This is a genomic window from Joostella atrarenae, from assembly GCF_021764745.1.
GTDB classification, from domain to species: domain Bacteria; phylum Bacteroidota; class Bacteroidia; order Flavobacteriales; family Flavobacteriaceae; genus Galbibacter; species Galbibacter atrarenae.
Window position 1 is genome coordinate 166,616 of the sequence record NZ_JAETXX010000005.1, and the last position, 17,378, is coordinate 183,993.

The window sequence follows — 17,378 nt, forward strand, 5'->3', positions numbered from 1 at the left end:
TATTAGTATCAGTTGGTATTTAATTCTTTACTATCTGCTTACCCTTCCAGTGGCATCTCCTGCCATGAGTTGTGCTACATCTTCTTTAGAAACTAAGTTAGCATCTCCATAAATGGTGTGTTTTAAACAAGAGGCAGCAACGGCGAAGTCGAGGGCTTTTTGATCGTCATAATTATTAAGTCCGTAAATTAATGCACCCATAAAGCTATCTCCAGCACCAATTCTATCTACAATATCTGTAATATCATAAGATTTAGAGCTAAGCATTTTGGTACCGTCATATAAAACAGCGGACCAAATATTATGCATTGCACTGATGTTCTTTCTATTGGTAATAATAATTTTATCACTGCTTGGAAAACGCGCTCTTAGTTTTTTGCAAAGTGATTCCTGAAGCTCCACTTCGGTAGTTCCATCCGCAGTAATATCAAAATATTGCTTGGAGGCATAATCTCCAGCTAAGATAATATGACATTTGGCCACCATTTTCTCCATGACTTCTCCAGGAGTTTTTCCGTAGTTCCATAAATTAGCACGGTAATTAAAATCTGTAGAAATGGTAAGCCCCATTTGCGAAGCTACTTCGATGGCTTCCATACACACATCGGCTGCTCCTTGAGAAACGCCAGGTGTTATTCCCGACCAATGAAACCATGTGGCATCTTTAAAAACCGACTTCCAATCGATCATTCCTTTTTCTATATTAGCAAAGGAAGAATATGCCCGATCGTAGATAATTTTGCTTCCCCTTGCCGAGGCACCTTTTTCTAAGAAATAAAGTCCTAGTCGGTCTCCACCTTTTACAATATGGCTAGTTCCTACATTGTACTTACGCATTTGCATAAGTGCCGTTGTAGCGATATCGTTTGCGGGTAAGCGCGTAACCATTTCAGACTGCATCCCAAAATTAGACAATCCAGTGAGTACATTTAACTCACTCCCTCCATAATCGGCATTCATCTCTATGGCTTGTGAGAATTTTAAGTGATCTTTTGTAGATAATCTTAATAAAACTTCTCCTAATGCTACTACTTTTTTCAATATCTAAAGTTTTGTTATGGTATGATTAAAATTTAAAATATTCGTTTGCGTTGTTGTATGAAATATCTTCCACAAGTTTCCCTATCCATTCCATTTCGTTTGGAAGTTCACCATTTTCAATCTCTTCACCAAGGAGATTACATAAAATACGTCTAAAATATTCATGCCTAGGATAAGAAAGAAAACTACGAGAATCTGTAAGCATTCCTATAAAACAACTAATTAGTCCCATGTTTGAAAGAGCATTTAATTGCTTGGTCATTCCATCTTTTTGGTCTAAAAACCACCATCCGGAACCAAATTGTACTTTTCCTTTAACCGAGCCGTCATTAAAATTACCGATCATAGTTGCAATAACTTCATTATCGGCAGGATTTAGATTGTATATAATGGTTTTGGTTAGTTTATTTTTACTGTCTAGACTGTTTAGAAATTTAGAAAGACTTTCAGCCTGAGAATAATCGCCAATAGAATCCCACCCTGTGTCTGGACCTAATTTGTCTAACATACGAGTGTTATTATTTCTAAGTGCTCCTAAATGAAACTGTTGCACCCAACCTAAAGAATGGTATTGCTCTGATAAAAATTGTAATACAGCGCTTTCAAATTTTAAGATTTCATCTTTTGAAAGCGTTTCATTTTTTAATTTCCTTTTCAGAATATTATTTACTTCTACCTCCGTATGATTTGTATATGGGATGGAACTTAATCCGTGGTCAGATACTTTGCATCCATTGTCATTAAAATATTGAATTCTATTTACCAATGCATCTTGTAGATCTTGGTAGGAGTTAATAGAAATCTCAGCAGCTTTTTCAAGCTTAGCGATGTATTGTAAAAAACCATCATTCCCTATAGTAATTGCCTTGTCTGGTCTAAAAGAAGTACTTATATGTGTGTTAAAATCACTTTTTGCCAGTTTTTGATGATGTTCTAAAGAGTCTGTAGGATCTTCTGTTGTGCATACCACTTTTACATTCATTTTAGAAAGTAATTGTTGAGTGCTAAAAGAACCACTGTTTAATTTTTCTGTAGTTTGGTGATAAATTTTTTCAGCATTCTTTTCATTTAAAAGCTCATAAATATCAAAATAGCGAGCAAGCTCCAATTGTGTCCAATGGAATAATGGATTACGCATTGTGTATGGAACCGCTTTTGCCCATTGCTTAAATTTATCTTGATCAGAAGCGTCTCCAGTAATAAACTTTTCGTTAATCCCTAGAGCTCGCATACCTCTCCATTTATAGTGATCGCCATCTAGCCATGCTTTAGTTATATTCTCAAAAACTCTATTATCGGCAATATCTTTAGGAGATAAATGACAGTGATAATCTATAATGGGCATTTTACTCGCATAGTTATGATACAGCTCCTCTGCATATTTATTATGAAGTAAAAAATTATCGTATATAAAGTTGGTATGTTTCATTACGTTATCTTCTTTAATTAGTCTTTTTGATAGTAGCTTAAATCTTTTCTTTTAAGAAAAAACAGCTAGTATAAGGACTTTCTAATACCTAGTTCTAATCCTCTAAGCTCTGCTAGGCCTCTAAGTCTACCTATTGCAGAATAGCCTGGATTTGTTTTTTTATTAAGATCATCGAGCATTTTATGTCCATGATCAGGACGAAAAGGCATTCTAATATCTTTGCGCCCTTCAGATTTTCTTTTCTTCTGTTCAGCAATTAAAGCCTTCATTACTCCAAACATATCTACATCTCCTTCTAAGTGATTTGCCTCATAGAAATTTCCTGTAGCATCTCTTTTGGTACTTCTTAAGTGGATAAAGTGAATCCGCTTTCCGAGTGTTTCCACCATTTTTACTAAATCATTATCACTTCTTACACCAAAGGATCCCGTACAAAATGTGAGTCCATTATTTGGACTATCTACAGCTTTATAAAGATCTAGAATATCTTGTTCTGTACTTACAACCCTTGGAAGACCAAGAATAGGGTAGGGAGGGTCATCTGGATGGATACACATATTTACACCTGCTTTTTCTGTTGAAGGAATTATATGTTCCAAAAAGCTAAAAAGATTCTGTTGAAGCTTTTTAGCATCTATGTTATTATAAGTAGCGAGAATCTCATTAAACTCTTCTAAAGTATATCCTTCTTCGGCACCTGGAAGCCCAGCAATAATATTATTTATCAATAGAGATTTATCTTCTGAAGTCATTTTTTCAATAAGAGCTTCGGCTGATGCAATCTCACTATCTGAATACTGATCTTTTGCTCCAGGTCTTTTCAAAAGGAATAATTCGAATGCAGCAAAAGCTATTTTATCAAACCGTAAAGCTGTAGAGCCGTCTTCCATAGAAAAATTTAAATCGGTACGTGTCCAATCCAAAACAGGCATAAAGTTATAGCAAATAGTATCAATTCCGCAGCTCCCTAAATTTGTTATAGTTTGCTTATAGTTTTCAATATATTTTTTATAATCTCCGCTTTGAGTTTTTATATTTTCATGAATAGGAACACTTTCTACAACAGACCAAGTTAGACCGTTAGCTTCTATAGTATCTTTTCTTTTTTTAATCTCCTCAATAGACCAAATTTCTCCGTTTGGGATATGATGTAACGCTGTGACAATACCAGTAGCTCCAGCTTGTTTTATATCAGCTAAAGAAACCGTATCGTTTGGGCCGTACCAACGCCATGTATTTTCTAATTGTAACTCCATTTTCTCTTTTTAAACTCCACTGAATGCACTAAATCCACCATCTACAGGCACCACTATACCAGTTACAAAGGAAGCGTCATCTCCAGCAAGCCAATTTGCTACTCCTTGTAACTCTTCTGCTTCACCAAAGCGTTTCATTGGTGTTTGTGTAACAATAGTTTGCCCTCGTTGGGTAAGAGTACCATCAGGATTAAGTAATAGTGCTCTATTTTGTTCTCCTATAAAAAAGCCCGGAGCGATTGCGTTTACACGAATACCATCTCCATATTTTAAAGCCATTTCTACGGATAACCATTTTGTGAAATTGTCTACAGCAGCTTTACTAGCGCTGTAGCCTACAACTCTTGTAATAGCTTGTTGAGCAGCCATAGAAGAAATATTAATAATGCTGCCTTTTTTATTATCAGCCATAACCTTTCCAAAAATAAAACTAGGTAAAACGGTGCCCTTAAAATTAAGATCGTTTACTTTTCCGAAATCCTCTAACGAAAGATCAAAGAAAGTTTCATCTGGAGCTATAGTTGCCCCTTTTCTATTTCCACCAGCTGCATTTACAAGAATATCAATACTCCCCCAAGTGTCTATAACTTTCGTTTTTGCTGTTTCTAAAGATTCTTTATCTAATACATCAGCAACGAGAGCAATTGCCTCTCCGCCATTATTGTTTATTTCTTGTACTCTTTGATTAACAGTTTCTTCTGTTCTTCCAAGCACCGCAATTTTAACCTTCTGCAAAGCAAGACCTTTAGCTATAGCGCCACCTAAAATTCCATTTCCACCAGTAATTATAGCTACTTTATCTTTCAAATTATTCATTCTAAAATTTTTTATGAAACAATTATGTGTTTATCAGTTGTTGCTGAAATCTCCTCGAATTGGATTGATAGCATCGATTAAAATGCTTGATCCTATAGTTTTCTAAGTATTCAATTTTTAAAAAAAGAATAGAGGAGCGTGTAGGTTTATAGATTGAATGATAAAAGGACTTTCAAAGTAGTGATTCTACAATCACTACTTTGAAAGTTTATATATTTATATGGTTGGTTCCCATCCTTTTTCATATTCTCTACCCCATAACTTCATTGCTTCAGGATCTAACATTTTTCCATTATTGTCATCTATTCTGAAGCCTTTTCCTGTTCGGTAAGCAACATTAGCATAATGAACCATTGCCATACTAATACTAGCATCAGCAATAGGGGCATTTAAGGTGCCTTTTCCACGAATAGCGTCGAAAAAGTTAACCATATGGTCCGTTGAAATATCACCACCACCACCAAGAGCAGTTCCAGCTTCTTGAGAGTCGGCTGTAACTTCTTTGATAAGTTTACCAGCTCTATCCATCAACATATATTTACCTCTATTTACAAAAACGGTACCTTCAGAACCATAAATTACAGTCCCACGGCCACCGCCATATGTGCTGTATCCGTTTCTACTTTTTCCGTCCCATTGGATAATTTTCTTATCAGCGAATTTAAAAGTAGCTTCCATAGTATCGTACATTTCCCAACCATCGTTAAGGAAGTGTCTTTTTTCAGCTTCAACTTCAGCATATTGAGGGAAATCTACTTGTAGTGCCCAACGAGCAATATCTAATTCGTGAGTAGCATTATTTCCAGCTTCAGCAGTTCCGTAATTCCATCCGTACCAGTGCCAGTTATAATCCCATGTATTATCTGTATACTCACGATGTACAGCTGGTCCCTGCCATAACTTCCAATCTAATCCTTCAGGAACAGCAGCTTTCTTTTGTACAGGAACTTCACCTCTTTGATTGTTATAAAAAGCAACAGCTTTGAATGGAGTTCCTATAATACCATTATGTATTTCGTTTATGATTTGAATTGTATGGGGAGCAGAACGTTGCTGATTTCCCATTTGAACAACTTTGTTGTATTTTTTTGAAGCAGCAACTAAAAGCTCATTTTCGTTCATATTATGACTACATGGTTTCTCAACATAAACATGTTGTCCTGCTTTCATAGCCATAATTGATCCTGGTGTATGCCAATGGTCTGGAGTAGCGTTAACGAGAACATCTACATCTTTATCATCAATTACTTTTCTGATATCATTTTCTAATTTCGGTTTGTAATCGATGCGTTCAGCGAAGTTTTTCATGGCTCTTGCACGCTGACTTTCCATTACGTCACACAGATACATTAAGTTTACATTACTGGATTTTCTAGAAATAGGCTCATAATAAGCGCCAAGTCTTCTTCCTAAACCAGCAACTGCTACGTTTAATCTTTCGTTAGAACCTATAATTCTACGGTAACTACTTGCTGGCATTCCCATAACGGAGCTACCTACAGCAATAGCTGTACTGCTTAAAACGGTATTTTTTATAAAGTTTCTTCTAGTTGTCATAATTTTGTTGGTTTAAAGGGATTTTATTTTGATGTTTTTGAATGAAACACGGTTACCATGATCTTGTAAAAGAATACTTCCTTTTTCAAGCTCTCCGAAGTTTGGCCATTTTTCATACTTACTTTCGGAAACAAGTTTTAGGAACTCATCACTTCCTCTTTCATATTCAAGAACTTTCATTCCGTTTAACCAATGCTCAACATGATTATCTTTAGATATAATTTTTGCTGTATTCCATTCTCCAATTGCATTCATTGGTTTTTTTGGATCAGCTTGTATAAGGTCATATAAAGAAGCAGCTGTTCTACTACCGTCATGATTTCCTAGTTTAGCATCAGGATGTCTTTCATCATCTAAAATTTGATATTCTAATCCAATAGAAGAACCAGGACCTTTATTTATTTCTGTATCTACATAATACTTTATTCCGCTATTAGCACCTTCAGTTATTTTGAAATCTACTGTAAGCATAAAATCTTTATATAGTTCTTTTGTAACGATATCTCCACCAGCAGCAGATTCTTCACCATTAGATTCTAAAACTGTAAGGATACCATCTTCAATAACCCAACCTTTTTCTGGGAATTCTTCTAATTTAGCACCTCTCCAACCGTTAGTCGATTTACCATCCCAAAGCATTTTCCAACCATTATCTTTTTCTCCAACTGTCAGGTTGTTTTTAGTAACTATTGGCTTAAGTGGAGTTTTCTTGCTGTACTTTTGAAGATCTTCGGTAAGGATATTCACGTTTCTCCACATGATTTCAGTACCTGCTTTTTTCTTTTTACCAATGCTGTGTACTTGTAAAGCAATAAATCCTGAAGCAGTTTTTCCGTCGATAAGATGAGCGGCAGGAACCCCATTGATCCATGTTTTTAAAGTATCTCCAATAGCTTCAATTCGGTAGTGATTCCACTCTCCTTGCTTGAAAGCTTTTTGAGCATCAGGATTATCCTTTAAGGGAACCAACCATCCACGTCTTCCTTCGTCATAAATACCAGCGCTCCAAGCACGGTCTGAAGGGTCAATTTCAATTTGATATCCATGTACACGACCATTTTGATATTGAGGTATGCTATTACTACGAATTTGAATACCAGAGTTCATCGTAGAATCTACTTTATAATCAAGCTCTAAAATAAAATCACCATACATTTTATCTGTTGTCATGAAAGAATTAGGTGTATCGTGAACGGTGCTCCCAATGACTTTTTTATCTTCAACACGATAATTTGCTTTTCCTCCTTTTTGCGTCCATCCGTTAAGGTTTTCTCCGTTGAATAGGGGAGTCCATGGGGTGTCATCTTTAGGAGTAGTTTCTTGACAACTTGTAGCCAACACTAGGGAAAAGACTGTGAAAGCTTGTAGTGTGTAATTTCGAAGTTTTGAATTCATAAGTTTAAGGTGATTTTTGTTATGTTATAATTTATTTGTTTTTCTTTTGATTGAAATGTGTACGTGCACATTTTATAATAAATTTTTTTAAAAATATATAATTTTCAGCTTATAGTAAAAGTATTTATCACAAAAAAAATAAATCATGGAAATAAGGAATGTTTATTTTAAAGTGTTAAATAAAGATAGATTCTGATTTTTTCATCTAATTAGTTGTTTATTAGGAGTTTTTCATAGTTTAAATTTGTTAGATTTTAAATTTAACTGTGGGGTAGGTTGTTTAGGTTAGTATCATAGTACATGAGGTTTTCTTGAGTGATAATGTCTATGGGAAGAAACTTTTCAGAATCTATTTTTTTATTTAGTACTAAGTGGTTGTAAAAGCTTTCGAGAGCTAAATATCCCTGCGTTTTAGGTCTCTGTCCTAAAAGATAAGTGATAGTTTCCTTTTCTAAATATTCTACATTTTTACTTATTAAATCGTTTCCAATTAGTTTTACTTTATTAGATAAGGCTGAACTTTCAATATGCTTCGCTAGATAGTGAATTAAAGAGCTTGGTACATAGATTCCCACAGTATCATTATTAGGATTACAAGCAGACTTTAATTGCTCATCAAAATCTTTACTCCCCAAATTAATGTTACTTTCTACTAAGGTGATATCATTAATAAAAGGTCTACTATATAAATATTCCTTAAATCCTTCTATTCTTTGCTGAAGTGTCCTGTTGTGATTTTCATTGTTCTTAACTGAGATTATAGAAATCGTGCCCTTAGGTTTAATCTCTGCACATAGGAGTTTTGCAGCTAATTTTCCGCTTTGAAAGGCATCTTGCCCTATAAACTTTAAACATCCGCTATTCTTAATATTTGAATCTATTAGTGTAAAAGGAATAGAGGCTTCATTAAGTTTCTTTGTTAGTTTTACAGCTTCAAAATTTATTACAGGAGCTATGATAGCTCCATCAACATTCATTTTTAAGAGTTCTTCTGCCTTCTTATTGAAAGACATTGCAGAATTTTGGTCGAATTCTAAAATGGTTAATTTAATACCAAACTGACTAAAGTTTTTAGCTGCCATTTCTATACCTTTTGAAGGAATCTCCCAATACTCTCCCTTGGAGTAAGAGGGTACTAGTGCGGCAACTTGGTAGGATTTGTTCAAAACAAGTCCTCTAGCATAGATGTTAGGTTGATAATTAACCTTTTCTATGATATCAAGAATCTTTTTCTCCGTTTTTTTAGAAACCTTCCCTCTTTTATGGATAACTCTGTCTACCGTTCCTAGAGAGACATTTGCCAACTTTGCTATTTCTTTAATTGTCAAAATTCAAGTTTTAGAAATACTAATATAGTAAATCTACTTAAAATAAGGTACGTTAACGCTCAATATATTTCTTCTAAATTGTTTATTATGCTTTTTCGCAATGAAGTACTATTTTATCATTTCTATGATTAGTACAAAAGAAAAGATATGTATTCCCTCCATCTTGGATTTTTGTTTTTTTACGGATTTGAGCTACTGTTTCAGGAAAGTTTCTTGTTGTTATATTAGCCTTATTATTTGTGAGGACTTTCTTTAGCTCTATTTTGTTATAAGATAGAATGTTTTTAATAATAAAGGTACGCCCAGGGAAATCTGCAACAAGTTCATTACTGGTGTATAGGTGAGTGTTGGGATGCAGCTTAGAAAGGTTTAATTTGTCCGCTATTATGTTAAAGCCTCCACTTTTTAAAATAGCTGCATTAGGTTCATATAAAAAATCTAATGGAGCAGAGAAATTAGCTACAGATGAACTTTCATCATTCATTTCGAACTCGAATACCTCTTTCTTGCTTTTAGATATATTTATTGTTTTTATGATTCTTCTTTGAAGAACGTTACTTTTTAAAAGCCAAAGGAGTTCTTTTACTTCGTTATTAACGGCTACAATATGTATTTCAGCTACTTTATTTAATTCTTCGATACCTTTTGATAAATCTAACAATGGGGAAGTTTTAACCAAAATGATTTTTGCTTTTTTAAATAGAGTGGGCAGTACAAGACGCATGTTAGGAGCACAGTCTTGTAATAGAAAAACTTTATTTTTTGTGCTATCTCTTCTTGAAGGATCTACAAAAATACAATCGAAAGTCTCTTTGGAGTTCTCGATAAATACAATCCCATCTTCAGCTTTAGAATGGATGTTACCTTTTTTGAGTGCTTTAAAGTTATGAGTTGCAATCTTTGATAAGTCGCTATTTATTTCGCAATGATATACCTCTTCAAAGCTATTAGAAAAGTGATAGCTATCTACACCAAAACCTCCAGTAGCGTCTATGATTTTTTTACCACTAACTAAGCTAGCTTTGTATTCGGCTGTTATCTCAGATGACGTTTGCTCAATATTAAGTTTATTAGGGTAGTAAATACCTTCAGTTTTATACCATGAGGGAAGCTTCTTTTTAGTTTTATTTTTTGCTTCAATCTGTGTTACAACCTCTTTTGTAGATACCCCATCAAGATTTATTCCTTTTAGTAATAAAGAAGAAACATCTTTATCCAGATTTTGGTTTATAAATTCTTGTACTTCAGTATTTAAAATATTTTTGTTCAAAATGAAGTTATAGGTTTCTAGTAAGCTTTATAACTATTTTATTTTCTGATAGGAACTCTTTTAAAACAACCTTAATTGCGGTGTATAAAGGTACTGCTACAACCATACCTAAAGGTCCAAATACGATTCCTGCTATAATTATGACTAAAAATATTTCTAGTGGATGTGATTTTACACTATTAGAAAAAATTAGCGGTTGACTAAAGAAATTGTCTACTAGCTGGCCAACCATAAATCCTATTAGGACATAAATAGCTTTTGGTAAAACTACGGTACTAAAATCTGCACCTAGATTACTAGACATTGTTAAAGATACCATGAGTACTCCTCCTATCAGTGGGCCTATATACGGGACTAAGTTTAATAACGCACACATAAATGCTATGACAACAGCATTGTCTATTCCTAAGATTATTAATACTGCTGTATAAATAACGAAAAGGATTCCTATTTGGAGTAATAACCCAATAAAATACCTTGATAATAGATTTTTAATAGTTTCTAGAGAGTTAATTACTCTTTGCTCGTTCTGAGGAGGGATGAATGTTAGGAGTCCATTTTGAAACAAACGACTATCTTTCAGAAAGAAAAAAGAAATAAAAATAACAGTAAATAAGGCTACACTAAGGGAGCCTATTCCTCCAATTATGTATTTAAACATATTGGGAATTGCAGATAAATCTAAATTTGAAATAAACTCGGAGGTCTTAATAGATTCTTCAATAGATTGTTCTACTTTATATCGACTTACAGAAAAGTAATCTGAAATTTCACGATACACATCTTGTAGGCTCATTTTAAGATTATCTATATTTAATAACGATAGATTTTTTCCTTGTTCTACAATTAGCGGAACAAATAGTCTTAATACTCCCGCAATAAAAATAATCATTATAGCCATGGTTAATACAACGGCTACGTTATCGTTAAATTTGCATTTTTTTCTTAAAAATCTAACAATAGGTCTCCCTATCAAGGAAATTACAAGTGCGATAATAATGTAAGCTATAACGGCTTGTATTTTGTAGAGTAGGATAAGAAGTAAAGCTATTCCAACAAGTGTTGCGATAGCTCTTAATATACCATCCGAGATTGTTTTTGAATCCATTTTATTAAAATTAATTAAGTAAAATTAAATAAAAAGCCCATATGAACACCATTCGATAGCGATTAGTTATTTCATATAAAGAAATGGCAGTGGCTTGCGCCAAATTCATGCTGCTATTTTTTCCAAACATTTCTATGTGATGCACATGATCAGCTATGGAAAGTAATTTTTCGGATACCCCGTAATTTTCATTTCCAATAAGTAGTGCAGTTTTATTTTGTAATGGAATTTTTAGATTTTCAATTGCTTTGCTATTGTTTGTTATTTCTAAAGCAATGATAGTGTAGTTTTCTTCTTTTAAATGTGCGATATATTCCTCTTCATTTTCAATGTACTCATAGGGAATAAATTTATGCGTAGCTCGAGCTGTTTTTTCAACTCTTCTAGAAAAAACGGGTTCTACACCAATAAAAATAATTTTTTCTACTCCAAAAGCATCAGCGAGTCTAAAAATAGAACCAATATTAGAGGCACTAGTTACATGGTCACAAATTATAGTGACTGGAAAACTCCTTTCTTTAAAGGTATTGTTGTCATGATTTAATTGTTCTACCATATTAATTTTCAAAGGCGTATTGTATAATGTTTGCTCCCATTTGTAGTGCTTTTTGTCTTACATTATCGGGGTCGTTATGAACTTCAGGATCTTCCCATCCGTCTCCAAGATCACTTTCAAACGTAAAAAGTAAAACCAGTCTATTATCATTAAAAATACCTAATGCTTGCGGTCGCTTTCCGTCGTGTTCATGTATTTTTGGAAGTCCGTTTGAAAAGGTATACGTTTCATTAAAAATAGGATGGCTTGTAGGGATTTCTTTGAGTTCCTTGTCAGGAAATATTTTAGGAATCTCTTTTTTTAAATATGGAGCCATTCCGTAGTTGTCATCAATGTGTAAAAAACCTCCTGAGAGCAAGTAATTTCTTAAGTTTTCTGCATCTTTATCAGAAAAAAAAACGTTTCCATGTCCCGTCATGTGGATAAATGGATACAGAAAAATATCTGTGCTACCAGCCTCAACAGTAACTGGTTTTGGACTTATTGTTGTGTGTATATTATTGTTGCAAAATGAAATTAAATTAACAAGTGCCGTGGGGTTGGCGTACCAATCGCCGCCACCACTATATTTTAATAATGCAATTTCTTGGGCATTACCGTAGAAACCAATACATAAAATAATAAATAACAATTGTTTAGCCATCTAATTTGGATTGTGTTGAGGCAAATTTACAGTATTTAAGAGAACAATAAATGAAAATTTGTTTTCTTAAAAAATCTCGAAATTATAGCCAGACTGTATTAGATCCTCATATTTTTCATGATCAAACATATAATAGAAAGCTCCTCTTTTAGAAGAACTTTTATCTTTCACATCTAATTTTTTCAAAACCTTTAGAGATAATACCTTTTTTCTGAAATTTCCAGGATCTAATTTTCGTTGAAAAATAGCTTCGTATAAACTTTGCAATTGTGGAATCGTAAATTTTTCTGGAAGTAGCTCGAAACCAATTGGTTGGTGTTTTGCTCTTCTTCTTAATTTGGAAAGAGCATCTATAACCATTTGATCATGATCTAACACAAGTGAAGGCAAATCTTCTAATTTATACCAATAAGCTCCATGCTTTTCTGTGAGCTCTCTATCGTATTCATCAATACGAATAAGAGCAAATTGCGCTATGGAAATACAGCGGGCACCTTCATCTCTAGAGGCTTTTCCGTATGCAATTGATTGCTCAAAGAATACATTGTCTAATCCTGTAATTTCTTTGAGAACCCTTCTGGCTGCATTATCTACATCCTCTTCAGGCTTTACAAAGCTACCTATTAAAGACCATTCACCACGTTTTGGTTCTACTCTTCTTTTAAAAATTAAGAGCTTTAGTTCTCCATCATCAAATCCAAAAACAATACAGTCTGTAGCAACAAACATTTTCGATTCTTCCTTATAGTAACCTCCTGAATTTAATTCCATTTTTAAATTTAATGTTTAATTAATAAAAGTGATAGTCACTTTTATTATATTTGTTTTTTAAAGAAACAGCTAAGGTTTGAAAAATACAACGCAATCTGCTAATAGGCAAGAAAACTTTTTGAATTTAAATGAATTTAAAAGTGAGGTAATTATTGATTCTCCAGGAAGAATTAATTTAATTGGTGAGCATATCGATTACAATGGAGGTCATGTTTTACCGGCAGCTATAGATAAAAAGATAAGAATATATCTTAAGAAGAGTAATACTGATACTTGTACAATTTGGTCTGAAAATTACAGTACTGGTTTTAGTTTTGATATTAATGATGTGAAATCTGGAGCTGTAGAGTGGCAAAACTATATCTTAGGAGTTGTTCATTATATAGGAACAATAAAAGGAGGCTTTGTAAAAGGGTTCGATTGTATTATTCATAGTGAATTACCAATGGGATCTGGATTAAGTTCTTCTGCTGCATTAGAATGTGGATTGGCAAAAGGCTTAGATGAATTATTCAAAATAGGGTTATCTTCTGATGAAATAATTACGCTTTCTAGAGATGCAGAGCACAATTTTGTAGGAACAAAGTGTGGTATCATGGATCAGTTTTCTGTAGTTCGTGGAAAAAAGAATCACTTAATTCTCCTTGATTGTCAGAGTCTTAAATATGAGTTGATTAAATCAGATTTAGACCCTTATAAACTGGTGCTTTTAAATTCTAATGTTTCTCATAATCTAGCGAGTAGTGAGTATAATACAAGAAGACAAGAATGTGAGGATGCTTTAGCTGCGATTAATAACAAGTATCCATCATATGAGTATTTGGTAGATGTGCCTGAAGAGATTGTAAAGGAATTTAAAGAGGAACTTCCAGAGAAAACATTTAACAGAGCTATATATGTTACTCAAGAAAATAAAAGGACATTGATGGCTTCAAATGCGCTTGAAGATGATCTATTTGAAGTATTTGGATCTTTGTTATATCAATCTCATAAGGGGTTGAGTGAATTATATGAAGTTAGCTGTGATGAATTAGATTTTATGGTAGACTTTTCTAAAGAATTTGATTTTGTTCTCGGTTCTAGAATGATGGGTGGTGGTTTTGGAGGTTGTACAATAAATCTAGTACATGAAGATCATGTTAGCGATTACATTGAAAATATATCGGAAGCATACAAGAAAAAATTTAATATTGAATTAAGCCCAATTGGGGTAAACATAAGTAATGGGGTTTCAAAAATATAAGCATGGAAAATACAATAAATAACAAACCGCATAGAAGATATAATATTTTAACTGGGGAATGGATTTTAGTTTCTCCTCATCGTACAAAAAGACCTTGGCAAGGAAAAAAAGATCAGAAGAGTGAATTGCAAAAAGAAACTTATGATCCTAAATGTTATTTGTGTCCAACAAACGAAAGGGCTAGTGGAGATACTAACCCAGATTATGAAGGAACTTATGCTTTTACGAATGACTTTGCAGCATTATTACCAAATGTAGAAGCAGAGGAGTACAGTAACGGACTTTTAAAGGCAGAAACAGAGATGGGGATTTGTAAAGTTGTTTGTTTTTCGCCAAACCACTCGCTTACACTTCCGCTGATGAAGGTTGAAGAGATTACTAATGTTGTAAAACTTTGGAAAAAGGAATACAAAGAATTAGGTGAGAAGTCAGAAATCAATCATGTGCAAATCTTTGAGAATAAAGGAGCGATTATGGGGTGTAGTAATCCGCATCCACATGGGCAGATATGGTCGCAGTCTTCAATCCCTCAGGAAGTTTTAAAGAAGCAAAAACATCAAAAGGCTTATTGGGAAACTAATAAAAGGAGTTTGTTACAAGATTATTTAAAACAAGAATTAGAGCTTAAAGAGCGTATTTTAGTAGAAAATGATCACTTTGTAGCGTTGATACCTTATTGGGCAGTATGGCCATATGAGGCGATGATAGTTCCGAAAAAGCACTATCAAGACATAAGTCAGTTAAATGAAGAAGAAGAGATAGCTTTTGCTTCCATAATAAAAAAACTGACAATAATGTTTGATAATCTTTTTGAAACTTCGTTTCCGTACTCTTCAGGGATCCACCAACGTCCTACAGATGGTGAAGAGCATCCAGAATGGCACTTTCATATGTCTTTTTATCCACCTTTATTACGTTCTGCTGAAGTAAAAAAGTTTATGGTAGGTTACGAGATGTTTGCTAACCCACAAAGAGATATTACTGCTGAATCTGCTGCGAATAATCTCCGACAGCTTTCAGAAGTACATTATAGTAAGCAATAATGAATATAGGTCCTCTTCGGAGGACTTTTTTATTTTAAACGTTTATAGTTTTCAGAAAACAAAGGATTCCCTTCACCATCTAAAGTGATCTGACTAAAAGAGTTTTTTGCAACCTCCAATTTAAAAGTGAATACGCGCATGGTGTCTATAATGTTCATCATAGATTCAGACCCATATTCTAAACGTTCAACTAAAGAATTATCGGTAATATAATAAGATCCATATCCAAACCATTCCACAGAATCTTTTGGCACGAATCGTGTCCACATCACTTTATCATTTTGGTACATTTTTATTTGACGATAGCCATCACTATTTTTGATAGTGTCTATAACTATATTTCCGTCGTAAGAATACCTGCTTTCAAGTTCCCAAGTACCTTGTAGAGAATCTTTGATAATTATTTTTTCTGGACTTCCAGAAAGAAATATCATTGCTAATAGAAAAACGAAAGGAAAGAGTAGTGTTTTCATGACAGCTAGAATTTAGAAGTTAGTAAATATGTTACTGTTAATTTACGAATAATCAGTTAATTATGGAAATAATTCGGATTGTATTATTAGTTGTGTAAACAGATTTTCAATATATTTGATAATTACATCTATTCATATTAGGAGCTAGTATCAGTTTTGTTTATTGTTTGATAATAACTTTTCATAGATTAGTTGTAAGCTTTTTACTAAAAAAGCTACTTTTGTTATGTAATTATATTAGAAAGGATAAAACGATGTCTGAAAAAATAGAAAGAATAAAATGTTTAATTATTGGTTCAGGGCCTGCAGGTTATACAGCAGCAATTTATGCAGCTAGAGCAGATATGAAACCAGTAATTTATACCGGTTTAGAACCTGGAGGACAATTAACAACTACTACAGAAGTAGATAATTTTCCTGGATACCCAGAAGGTATTGATGGACCTTCTATGATGATGCAGTTACAACAGCAAGCAGAACGTTTTAGTACGGAAGTAAGAATTGGAATGATTACTTCTATAGAGTTGAGTGATGAAGTAGGAGGAATACACAAAGCTGTTGTAGATAGTACAACAAATATAGAAGCTGAAACTGTGATTATTTCTACTGGAGCTACTGCAAAATACTTAGGATTACCTAGTGAGCAACGTCTTAGAGGTGGAGGAGTTTCCGCATGTGCAGTTTGTGATGGATTTTTCTTTAAAAATCAAGAAGTAGCAATCGTTGGAGGTGGAGATACTGCTGCTGAGGAAGCTACTTATTTAGCAAATATCTGTAAAAAGGTTACGCTATTGGTTAGAAAAGGGGAGATGAGAGCGTCTAAAGCAATGCAACATCGTGTTAATAATACTGCTAATTTAGTTGTAAAATACTTTACAGAAATAGAAGAAGTATTAGGAGAGCAGGTAGTTGAAGGAATTCGTGTAGTAAATAATCAAACAGGAGCCAAAGAGCAAATAGATGTTACTGGGTTATTTATAGCTATAGGTCATAAACCAAATACAGACATCTTTAAGAATCAAGTTAAGATGGACGATACTGGCTATATAATCACAGAAGGTAAGTCTACTAAAACAAACAAACCAGGAGTATTTGCTTGTGGAGATGTTCAAGATAAAGAATATCGTCAAGCAATTACAGCTGCAGGAACTGGATGTATGGCTGCCTTAGATGCAGAGCGTTATCTAGCAACTGTAGAAAGTAGTGAAGAAGTAGAAGCTTAATAAGCTATAATAATATAAGTGTAGTTAAGGTGAAATCTATAAAATAGATTTCACCTTTTTTTTGTATATACATCATCTATTTGTTAATAATTTCATCTTTTCACCACCCCTTTTGTGTTTCTGTTATTACATTCTCTATTTATTAAGATTTACTAGAAAGTAAGGGATAATCATCACGTTTTATTTATAACAATAACTACTTTATTTAGACTAAAAATAAATAACA

General features: G+C 33.5%; 16 protein-coding genes. 3 read left to right on the forward strand and 13 right to left on the reverse strand.

From position 1 onward, the window contains the following. Nucleotides 1-30 precede the first annotated feature (30 nt). From JM658_RS09855 to JM658_RS09910, 12 genes are all read right to left on the reverse strand, one after another. Complete coding sequence (locus tag JM658_RS09855; protein WP_236959090.1) at nt 31-1,041, reverse strand: sugar kinase; 1,011 nt, start codon at nt 1,039-1,041, stop codon at nt 31-33. Between the two features lie 25 nt (nt 1,042-1,066). Beyond that, nucleotides 1,067-2,470: a glucuronate isomerase gene (gene uxaC, locus JM658_RS09860; protein ID WP_236959091.1), complete on the reverse strand. Its 1,404-nt coding sequence runs from the start codon at nt 2,468-2,470 to the stop codon at nt 1,067-1,069. A 65-nt stretch (nt 2,471-2,535) separates the two neighbouring features. Beyond that, entirely contained in the window at nt 2,536-3,726 is a 1,191-nt protein-coding gene (uxuA, locus tag JM658_RS09865) for a mannonate dehydratase (RefSeq protein WP_236959092.1), read from the reverse strand. Nucleotides 3,727-3,735: 9 nt separating this feature from the next. After that, nucleotides 3,736-4,542, reverse strand: a complete 807-nt coding sequence (locus JM658_RS09870) for an SDR family oxidoreductase (protein WP_236959093.1) — start codon at nt 4,540-4,542, stop codon at nt 3,736-3,738. A gap of 216 nt (nt 4,543-4,758) precedes the next feature. After that, complete coding sequence (locus tag JM658_RS09875; protein ID WP_236959094.1) at nt 4,759-6,099, reverse strand: Gfo/Idh/MocA family protein; 1,341 nt, start codon at nt 6,097-6,099, stop codon at nt 4,759-4,761. A gap of 12 nt (nt 6,100-6,111) precedes the next feature. Then, entirely contained in the window at nt 6,112-7,494 is a 1,383-nt protein-coding gene (locus JM658_RS09880; RefSeq protein WP_236959095.1) for a 3-keto-disaccharide hydrolase, read from the reverse strand. 260 nt (nt 7,495-7,754) lie between these two features. After that, on the reverse strand, nt 7,755-8,822 hold the full coding sequence (locus JM658_RS09885; RefSeq protein WP_236959096.1) for a substrate-binding domain-containing protein: 1,068 nt from the start codon (nt 8,820-8,822) through the stop codon (nt 7,755-7,757). A gap of 85 nt (nt 8,823-8,907) precedes the next feature. Beyond that, nucleotides 8,908-10,092 (reverse strand): class I SAM-dependent methyltransferase, encoded by a 1,185-nt coding sequence (locus JM658_RS09890; protein WP_236959097.1) that lies wholly within the window; start codon nt 10,090-10,092, stop codon nt 8,908-8,910. Nucleotides 10,093-10,099: 7 nt separating this feature from the next. Further along, the gene (locus JM658_RS09895; protein ID WP_236959098.1) at nt 10,100-11,200 is read right to left on the reverse strand and encodes an AI-2E family transporter; all 1,101 of its coding nucleotides are present in this window, start codon (nt 11,198-11,200) and stop codon (nt 10,100-10,102) included. 10 nt (nt 11,201-11,210) lie between these two features. Continuing rightward, nucleotides 11,211-11,756: a TrmH family RNA methyltransferase gene (locus tag JM658_RS09900; RefSeq protein WP_236959099.1), complete on the reverse strand. Its 546-nt coding sequence runs from the start codon at nt 11,754-11,756 to the stop codon at nt 11,211-11,213. Between the two features lies 1 nt (nt 11,757). Continuing rightward, entirely contained in the window at nt 11,758-12,399 is a 642-nt protein-coding gene (locus JM658_RS09905) for a DUF4159 domain-containing protein (protein ID WP_236959100.1), read from the reverse strand. Between the two features lie 66 nt (nt 12,400-12,465). Beyond that, the gene (locus tag JM658_RS09910; protein WP_236959101.1) at nt 12,466-13,170 is read right to left on the reverse strand and encodes an NUDIX hydrolase; all 705 of its coding nucleotides are present in this window, start codon (nt 13,168-13,170) and stop codon (nt 12,466-12,468) included. A gap of 76 nt (nt 13,171-13,246) precedes the next feature. Here JM658_RS09910 and galK point away from each other — a divergent pair, with 76 nt between their 5' ends. Both galK and JM658_RS09920 read left to right on the forward strand, forming a co-directional pair. Then, entirely contained in the window at nt 13,247-14,413 is a 1,167-nt protein-coding gene (galK, locus tag JM658_RS09915; RefSeq protein ID WP_236959102.1) for a galactokinase, read from the forward strand. A 2-nt stretch (nt 14,414-14,415) separates the two neighbouring features. Beyond that, complete coding sequence (locus JM658_RS09920; protein ID WP_236959103.1) at nt 14,416-15,456, forward strand: UDP-glucose--hexose-1-phosphate uridylyltransferase; 1,041 nt, start codon at nt 14,416-14,418, stop codon at nt 15,454-15,456. Between the two features lie 29 nt (nt 15,457-15,485). Here JM658_RS09920 and JM658_RS09925 read toward each other — a convergent pair whose 3' ends face one another. Next, a complete protein-coding gene (locus JM658_RS09925) occupies nt 15,486-15,929 on the reverse strand; it encodes a hypothetical protein (RefSeq protein WP_236959104.1) in 444 nt (147 codons plus the stop codon). Nucleotides 15,930-16,183: 254 nt separating this feature from the next. Here JM658_RS09925 and trxB point away from each other — a divergent pair, with 254 nt between their 5' ends. After that, nucleotides 16,184-17,152, forward strand: a complete 969-nt coding sequence (gene trxB / locus JM658_RS09930) for a thioredoxin-disulfide reductase (protein WP_236959105.1) — start codon at nt 16,184-16,186, stop codon at nt 17,150-17,152. The last annotated feature ends 226 nt before the right edge of the window (nt 17,153-17,378 follow it).

Bases quoted from the DNA above. Each gene is read 5' to 3' on its own strand.
- uxaC (WP_236959091.1), bottom strand. From the start codon at position 2,470: ATGAAACATACCAACTTTATATACGATAATTTTTTACTTCATAATAAA.
- uxuA (WP_236959092.1), bottom strand. From the start codon at position 3,726: ATGGAGTTACAATTAGAAAATACATGGCGTTGGTACGGCCCAAACGAT.
- JM658_RS09870 (WP_236959093.1), bottom strand. From the start codon at position 4,542: ATGAATAATTTGAAAGATAAAGTAGCTATAATTACTGGTGGAAATGGA.
- JM658_RS09875 (WP_236959094.1), bottom strand. From the start codon at position 6,099: ATGACAACTAGAAGAAACTTTATAAAAAATACCGTTTTAAGCAGTACA.
- JM658_RS09880 (WP_236959095.1), bottom strand. From the start codon at position 7,494: ATGAATTCAAAACTTCGAAATTACACACTACAAGCTTTCACAGTCTTT.
- JM658_RS09895 (WP_236959098.1), bottom strand. From the start codon at position 11,200: ATGGATTCAAAAACAATCTCGGATGGTATATTAAGAGCTATCGCAACA.
- JM658_RS09900 (WP_236959099.1), bottom strand. From the start codon at position 11,756: ATGGTAGAACAATTAAATCATGACAACAATACCTTTAAAGAAAGGAGT.
- JM658_RS09905 (WP_236959100.1), bottom strand. From the start codon at position 12,399: ATGGCTAAACAATTGTTATTTATTATTTTATGTATTGGTTTCTACGGT.
- JM658_RS09910 (WP_236959101.1), bottom strand. From the start codon at position 13,170: ATGGAATTAAATTCAGGAGGTTACTATAAGGAAGAATCGAAAATGTTT.
- JM658_RS09920 (WP_236959103.1), top strand. From the start codon at position 14,416: ATGGAAAATACAATAAATAACAAACCGCATAGAAGATATAATATTTTA.
- JM658_RS09925 (WP_236959104.1), bottom strand. From the start codon at position 15,929: ATGAAAACACTACTCTTTCCTTTCGTTTTTCTATTAGCAATGATATTT.
- trxB (WP_236959105.1), top strand. From the start codon at position 16,184: ATGTCTGAAAAAATAGAAAGAATAAAATGTTTAATTATTGGTTCAGGG.